The sequence below is a fragment of the Pseudoalteromonas sp. Z1A2 genome (assembly GCF_011378755.1).
GTDB lineage: Bacteria > Pseudomonadota > Gammaproteobacteria > Enterobacterales > Alteromonadaceae > Pseudoalteromonas > Pseudoalteromonas distincta.
This window is the reverse complement of record NZ_WTKX01000020.1, coordinates 91252-98127: the sequence shown is the minus strand read 5'-3', so window position 1 is coordinate 98127 and position 6876 is coordinate 91252. Positions and strand designations below refer to the sequence as shown.

Below are 6876 nucleotides of genomic sequence, written 5' to 3'. Positions count from 1 at the left end.
TGGAAAGGATGGCTTAAGTTACAAGCCATCCTGGAAGGCTACGATTTAGCAAAATCTCTTGAGTCAGACTTGTGATCAAGAGACAGCTATTGGGGCTTTTTACTTACTAGTGTTTACTTTTATTGCTCAAAACTACAAGAGTTAACTAATTTTTACGGTATATCTCATGCTCAATATCGTAAATATTTACGCTTAGACTGTCTGATGCTCTGCAATATGTTTTTAAACATGAAAGTAGCAGTTCGCTTAACATTTGTTTTTGCTCAATTGAGCGCCCTGCCAAAATATGTACCGCGATATGTATAAACCCTGATTTTCCTGCGCCAAGTTGATATTGCTGATAAGCAATAGCACGTGTTTTTATGGTTTCTAATTCAAACAAGTTACTTTCGAAAGCGGTTGTATGAATTTTTTCTACCAGTACTTGAGGTAAAACGGGGAGGTCTTCTGAGTGTTCAATAATAATGTGCGGCATTTAGGCGTTTCCTATTATGAGTTACTGCATGAGCGAGAGGTAATTGTACCAAATACAAGAGGGGTCACTAAATCCTGAGCTATCTAAAATCTTTACTTTAAACTAATTTAGTCGTATTTATTTTTGATGTTAGTATAAAAACAAACAGGTGAACCTTCGCTTAGTAACTTATCTACTAAGTTACCTATATATTGATTAAGGATAAGTATGAAATTACCACAAAAATTTAAACGTTTAGCTTTACTTGCAGGTGCAATTGTTACGTTAAGTGCTTGCTCTGACGATGTTGCTTCGGTAAGCCTTGGGTTATTTACAACTAAAGATGTTGTGGTGAATTCGCAGCAAGATCCTATTGTTGAGGGCGTTACTTGTCATATTAGTCATATAGAGGCTAATTTGGACTTTTCTGATCCCTCTGATATGTCTATAGCGTGTCGTCAAACGGGGCCAATTACAGCGCAGCAGCTACAAAAAATAGACCGCAGCAAATCGGGCGAGGTGATATTCAAATCATCTAAAAGTATATTATTTAAATCACTAAAAGTGCGTCGTATTTACGATGCTGAAAATCGTACTTTATTGTACTTATCGTACTCAACTAAAGAGTCCAGTGGAAGCCACCACCATGCGCTATCTACTGTGCCGCTATACAATACTCAAGCGTGGGACTGGGCGCTTACACAAAAAGACTAAGTTAGCACCTACGTAAGCACCTAAACTAAAACCTAAAAGAGCACACTATGTTAGCTTTATTTAAATCAAAGCCATTATTAGAGCAGCAAGAACAGCAATGGCTTATTGATACATTTATTTGGGCTGTAGAAAACTTTGATGCTGAGTTTTTTACAAAGCACACTCAAATAATACTGCCAACGGCCACTTTTTTCCCTGATTCGGTATCGAGCATTGAAGAAATGGCGAGTAATGTTTTTAACCGCGTTACTAATTACGCGGGTATGAACGCATGGCCTATCCAACTAGTTGCACCGCAGCAATTACAACCGCAAGTTTTTCCACACTTTGAATTTAGCAATGAAATACGTGGCGAAGGCAGCCATTTAATTGTGCCGCCAAGCCATACGATTAATATTTCTTTTAATCCTAACCAGATTAATCAGCCACAAGATTTAGTGGCAAGTTATGCAGGTACTCTGGCCACCATACTTATACATCACGTGGGGGTGCTACCGCCAGGTGGTAGGGAGTATTTACCACAAGCTGCTGATGCACTTGCTTGTTTTTTAGGGTTTGGTGTGATGATGAGCAACACGGTGTATCAGTTTAAAGGCGGGTGTGGCTCTTGCTATAATCCATACGCTAACCGTGAAGCTAAGTTAAGTGAAACGCATACGGTATTTATGCATGCCCTAATTAGTTACTTTAAAAACGATACGGTGTCTAAAAAGCACTTAAAGCCGCATTTACGTGGCCAGTTTAAAAAAGCACAAAAAGAAATTAAAGCATTGGTAAATAACTCGGCCAACCCGCTGTTATTAGCTTATTCGCCAAACTAGCAAGGATCTGCGTGGAATACTTAGATGAATTTTTACTGATTGTTATTGCTCATTTTTTTGCAGTAGCAAGCCCAGGGCCTGACTTTGCCGTAGTACTTAAGCAAAGTGTGCAACAAGGAAGGCGCAATGCATTGTGGACAAGCGCAGGTGTTGGCGCTGCTATTTTACTGCACGTTGCCTATTGTGTTTTAGGTGTTGCGCTTATTTTAACGCAATCGCCTAGTTTATTTATGGCGCTCAAGTACCTTGCTGGTGCATATTTAGCTTACTTAGGCGTACAAGCTCTTAGAGCTGCAAAACCGCCTGCAAGTAATGAAGGCGAGGCTGTAAAAGATGTTGAAAACAAAACCGTTCAAGAGGAACCCGTTTGGGTGGCTTTTAGGCGCGGCTTTTTCACCAATGCATTAAACCCAAAAGCCACGTTATTTTTTATGTCGTTATTTACACTCGTGATTAGCCCAACAACACCTACTAGCATACAGGTCGGCTACGGCGTGTATATGGCATTGGCTACTTGGGCGTGGTTTTCAATGCTTTCAATGATGCTTTCTCGAGATAATGTAAGGGGCTTTTTCCAACAACGCGGTTATTGGTTTGACCGTGGAATTGGCATTATTTTAATTGCACTTGCAGTACGTGTTGTTATTTAACTTATTCAAAAAGCGCAGGAGATAAAAATGCCGCTATATAATTTCTCGTTTGGTTCTAATATGTCATCTAATCGTTTGTTAGCGCGCTTGCCCAATGTAAAGCGTGTAGGAACTGCGGTACTTAAAGGCTACGAGCTTACTTTTGATATGCTATTTAAAGATGGCTCAGGTAAATGCAGTATTTGTCCAAGCGATAAAGAAGATGCATTGGTTTACGGCGTTATTTATGAGCTCAATGAAGAAGAAAAAGCTATTTTAGATGGTATTGAGGGCGTAGGTTACGATTGTGTAGATATAGCCCCGACGCTTTTAACGGGTGAGACTGTAGCCGCACATTGTTATATAGCTAATACCCATGACAGCGATGTACTGCCATATGATTGGTACATAAAACACGTTCATCGCGGTTCACTTGAAGCGGGCGTACCAAAAGAATACAGTGATGCCATATTAAATCGCGCACAAAAAAGCGACACCAATCAAGAGCGCGCAGCAATTGAATTTGCAGTTCATCAAAAATAATAAAATAGGATTGATATGAAATTAACCAAACTTGCCGCAATTGCACTATTAGCAGGCACTACGTTTAGCAGCTGGGCACAAGTTGATACCAACAAAGTTGACGATGTAATTAAAGCGTCAATGGCACGTTTTGACGTACCCGGGATGGCAGTTGCCATTGTTGAAAACGATAAAGTAATATTTGCTAAAGGCTTTGGTGTAACTAATCTCGATACCAACAAAAAAGTAAACAAAGACACTTTATTTGGTATTGCTTCAAACACAAAAGCATTCACTACTGCGGCACTGGCAAAGTTGGTTGATGAAGGTAAATTAAGCTGGGATGACCGCGTAATTGATCATTTACCCGAGTTTAGATTGTACGATTCGTACGTAACACGCGAAATGCGTATTCGTGACTTATTAAGTCATCGCAGTGGGCTTGGGCTTGGGCAAGGCGATTTAATGATTTGGCCAAGTACCGATAAATCAGTTGATGAAATTTTAGCGGGATTACAGTATTTAAAACCAGCGAGCAGTTTTCGTAGTAAGTACGCTTATAACAACTTGATGTTTGTTACCGCTGGTGAAGTGGTTGCACGTGTGGCGGGGATGAGCTGGAACGATTACATCGAAAAAAATATATTACAGCCGCTGCATATGGATAACTCACGCGCGGGCTTTTCACGTATTCCTAAAAGTAATAAAAACTGGGCGACAGGTCATATTCCTATGGATGGCACGCTTCATCCATTTTTTGTGAACTATCTTGAGGACTTTAGAGGCGCAGGCGCCATTGCATCAAGTGTAAGCGACATGAGCCAATGGCTTCGTACGCAATTAGCAGGCGGTAAAATGCCAAGTGGCGAGCAGCTATTTAGTGAAAAGCAACAAGCGCAAATGTGGCACCCACATATTACATCTATGGCGTCTAAAAGTGCGTTTGAATCGTATCACCAGCAGTTTAGGGGTTATGGGTTAGGCTGGAGTATTGAAGACTACCACGGCTTTAAAAAGCTAGGTCACGGCGGTGGTATTTTGGGAATGGTATCGCAAGTTACTTTATTGCCTGAGAAAAACCTCGGTATTGTTATTTTATCTAATCAACAAGCTTTTGGTGCACTTTCGGCTGTAACCCATGAAGTGCTTGAAGATGCACTTGAACTTGAAGATAAAGACTGGGTAGAAGATTTAGCTAAAAGTCATTTTGAAGGCAAGCAACAAGCGTATGCTAATGCAAAACCAGAAGCCCCCGCTGACTACCAACCACAATTACCAAATATTAATTACACCGGAACATTGCACGATGACTGGTACGGCGATGTAATTATTGAGCAGTTAGATGGTAAATTACGCATTGATTTTACCCACACTAAACGCTTGAAAGGCACTCTTGAGCATTACACTGGCAATACATTTATTGTTAAGTGGGATGAAAAATTACTAGAAGCAGATGCGTTTATTCGTTTTGAAATGAGCTCACAAAACCGTGTAAACAGTGCCAAAATGCGCGCGGTATCAACACAAGTGACCGACTTTAGCTTTGACTTTAGAAACCTACATTTAAAAGCAAAATAGCTAATATTGATATTTAAAGTATTGATATAAACCAAAGTCGCAAAGCCACCCATCGGTGGCTTTGCTATATTAAGTTTTTACACCTTGTAAGGGACTTTTTATGCGTACCGCTGTTATTTCTCATCCTCATTGCCGTAAGCATAAAATGATAGGCGACCACCCCGAGTGCCCAGAGCGTCTAGATGCCATAACCGATAGATTACTTGCCAGCGGCGTAGATGTTGGCTTAACACACCTACAAGCACCCAAGGCCGAGCGTGAACATTATCTACTTGCTCACGATGAAGCTTTACTTAAACACGTAGAAAATACGCTACCAACAGAAGGGCTCGCTAATTTAGATGGCGATACGTGGCTGTGCCCCGATTCGTTTAAAGCGATTGAGCGGGCAGTAGGTGCAGGATTGTTAGCGGTTGATGAAATACTTGCCGATAAACTCGATGCTGCTTTTTGCTCAGTACGCCCGCCAGGGCATCACGCTAATAAAAACTCATCATCTGGGTTTTGTGTGTTTAATAACTTAGCTATTGCTGTTAAGTACGCACAAAGCAAAGGGGTTAAGCGCATTGCTATTGCGGATTTTGATGTACACCACGGTAATGGCACGCAAGATATTTTTATTGATGACGAAAATGTACTGCTTTGTTCGTTATTTCAGTATCCGTTTTATCCAAATACAGCGGTTAAAAATAATAGCCATATAGTTAATTCACCTCTGCCAATTGCCAGTAATGGCGACGATTTAAAAGAGGTGTTTGCTCAGCAATGGCTACCAAAATTAAAAGCGTTTAAACCTGAATTACTTTTTATAAGCGCAGGGTTCGATGCTCACCTAGAAGATGATATGGCAAGCTTAAAATTTGTTGAAGATGACTATACTTGGCTTACCGAGCAACTATGTGGCGTTGCTAAAGAGGGCGGTTGTAAAGGGGTTATTTCGTATTTAGAAGGTGGCTATGCGCTATCAGCTTTAGGTCGCAGTGCTGTAGCGCATATAAAAGTGCTTACTGAGGTTTAAATAAAGAGAGTGTTTATAGCCCTAGTAAATCAAACGCCTGCGCAGTACTTAGGGTTTTGATTTTACCAAGGCAGCATTGTCCTTCATTTAATAAGTAAGCTGTAACAAGCTGTGCTAGTTGCTCGCCATTCAATTTAGGGCAAACAGTGCCTTGTAAATTAAGGTAGTCACCTTGCTTGTTAAGTACTCGCACATCGCTTAGTTCACTTTGCGTAACGCTGTGCAAGCACTCTTGTTGCTCTTGTTGGTTATGGGCTATCTCAAGCTCATTATAAATAACCAATAATTGTGGGTAGCTGTTTAACATGGCCCGTTAGCCTACGGTTACTTCATAAGACGTAAATTTACGTATATTAATAACGCCTTTTTCAAAGATTAAGTACTGACCTTTAATACCTTGTAAAACACCACTTACAACAGGGTCTTTATCAAAGTTAAATGAGCTGATTTTTGTTGGGTATTCGGTTACTGGAAAGTTTAAATCAACCACATCTTCATCAAGTTGCTCTATTGCTGTTGCGCCAAATAATTCACTGAGCTCGTTTAGCTTTTCACTAATTTGTGGGATCAGCTCGGCTGCCGCTGCTTTTAAGTCAATTGCGTCGTTTTGACCTTTTAGCATATTGCGCCAATTAGTTTTGTCGGCAATAAATTCAGCCAATGCAACTTCTACTAAACCAGATTGCAGGCGAGTTTGCACTTTAAAAATAGGTAATGCCTGAGTGGCGCCTTGATCAACCCAGCGAGTCGGTATTTGTGTGTGGCGGGTAATACCTACCTTTAAACCTGAGGTGTTAGCGAGATACACATAGTGTGGGATCATGCAGTTTTCTTCGCCCCACTGCGGCTCTCGGCAAGTGCCTTGATCGTAGTGGCAGGTTTCTGGTTTCATTATGCACATATCGCAACTAGCAAGCTTGCGCATACATACAAAACAGTGACCTTGAGAATAGCTTTTTTTGGTTTTTTTACCGCAGTTAGAACATAAAATAGTGCCACTAAAGGTAAGCGTAAGCTCCTTACCTATAAATGCATTTAAGTCTACTAAGTGTTCACCTACAGGTAAGTGATATTGTACTGGTTCGGTTAAGCTCGATTTTAGTTTACGCAGTGTGCCTTGCATCTTTACTTGGCCCCTAA

General features: G+C 40.8%; 9 protein-coding genes. 6 read left to right on the top strand and 3 right to left on the bottom strand.

Annotated features, from left to right (window positions below):
* Positions 1 to 145: 145 nt before the first annotated feature.
* Positions 146 to 475, bottom strand: a complete 330-nt coding sequence (locus tag GQR47_RS14320; protein WP_002957818.1) for a 5-carboxymethyl-2-hydroxymuconate Delta-isomerase — start codon at positions 473 to 475, stop codon at positions 146 to 148.
* 207 nt (positions 476 to 682) lie between these two features.
* Between GQR47_RS14320 and GQR47_RS14315 the strand changes: the two genes are divergently transcribed.
* From GQR47_RS14315 to GQR47_RS14290, 6 genes are all read left to right on the top strand, one after another.
* Entirely contained in the window at positions 683 to 1168 is a 486-nt protein-coding gene (locus GQR47_RS14315; protein ID WP_002957817.1) for a CreA family protein, read from the top strand.
* A 47-nt stretch (positions 1169 to 1215) separates the two neighbouring features.
* A complete protein-coding gene (locus tag GQR47_RS14310; protein WP_024597543.1) occupies positions 1216 to 1989 on the top strand; it encodes a hypothetical protein in 774 nt (257 codons plus the stop codon).
* An 11-nt stretch (positions 1990 to 2000) separates the two neighbouring features.
* Entirely contained in the window at positions 2001 to 2639 is a 639-nt protein-coding gene (locus GQR47_RS14305) for a LysE family transporter (RefSeq protein WP_024597544.1), read from the top strand.
* Positions 2640 to 2666: 27 nt separating this feature from the next.
* Positions 2667 to 3161, top strand: a complete 495-nt coding sequence (locus GQR47_RS14300; protein ID WP_024597545.1) for a gamma-glutamylcyclotransferase family protein — start codon at positions 2667 to 2669, stop codon at positions 3159 to 3161.
* Between the two features lie 15 nt (positions 3162 to 3176).
* Positions 3177 to 4718: a serine hydrolase gene (locus GQR47_RS14295; protein ID WP_024597546.1), complete on the top strand. Its 1542-nt coding sequence runs from the start codon at positions 3177 to 3179 to the stop codon at positions 4716 to 4718.
* A 100-nt stretch (positions 4719 to 4818) separates the two neighbouring features.
* Positions 4819 to 5736, top strand: coding sequence for a histone deacetylase family protein (locus tag GQR47_RS14290; RefSeq protein WP_024597547.1), 918 nt, complete (start codon positions 4819 to 4821; stop codon positions 5734 to 5736).
* Positions 5737 to 5749: 13 nt separating this feature from the next.
* On the opposite strand, the gene GQR47_RS14285 is transcribed toward GQR47_RS14290, so the two are convergent.
* Together GQR47_RS14285 and GQR47_RS14280 are read right to left on the bottom strand one after the other, a co-directional pair.
* Positions 5750 to 6043, bottom strand: coding sequence for a hypothetical protein (locus GQR47_RS14285; RefSeq protein WP_002957811.1), 294 nt, complete (start codon positions 6041 to 6043; stop codon positions 5750 to 5752).
* A gap of 6 nt (positions 6044 to 6049) precedes the next feature.
* Positions 6050 to 6859: a DUF2797 domain-containing protein gene (locus GQR47_RS14280; RefSeq protein WP_024597548.1), complete on the bottom strand. Its 810-nt coding sequence runs from the start codon at positions 6857 to 6859 to the stop codon at positions 6050 to 6052.
* Positions 6860 to 6876: the final 17 nt, after the last annotated feature.

Coding starts and splice junctions, on each gene's coding strand:
- GQR47_RS14285 (WP_002957811.1), bottom strand. CDS start 6,043: ATGTTAAACAGCTACCCACAATTATTGGTTATTTATAATGAGCTTGAG.
- GQR47_RS14290 (WP_024597547.1), top strand. CDS start 4,819: ATGCGTACCGCTGTTATTTCTCATCCTCATTGCCGTAAGCATAAAATG.
- GQR47_RS14300 (WP_024597545.1), top strand. CDS start 2,667: ATGCCGCTATATAATTTCTCGTTTGGTTCTAATATGTCATCTAATCGT.
- GQR47_RS14295 (WP_024597546.1), top strand. CDS start 3,177: ATGAAATTAACCAAACTTGCCGCAATTGCACTATTAGCAGGCACTACG.
- GQR47_RS14320 (WP_002957818.1), bottom strand. CDS start 475: ATGCCGCACATTATTATTGAACACTCAGAAGACCTCCCCGTTTTACCT.
- GQR47_RS14280 (WP_024597548.1), bottom strand. CDS start 6,859: ATGCAAGGCACACTGCGTAAACTAAAATCGAGCTTAACCGAACCAGTA.
- GQR47_RS14315 (WP_002957817.1), top strand. CDS start 683: ATGAAATTACCACAAAAATTTAAACGTTTAGCTTTACTTGCAGGTGCA.
- GQR47_RS14310 (WP_024597543.1), top strand. CDS start 1,216: ATGTTAGCTTTATTTAAATCAAAGCCATTATTAGAGCAGCAAGAACAG.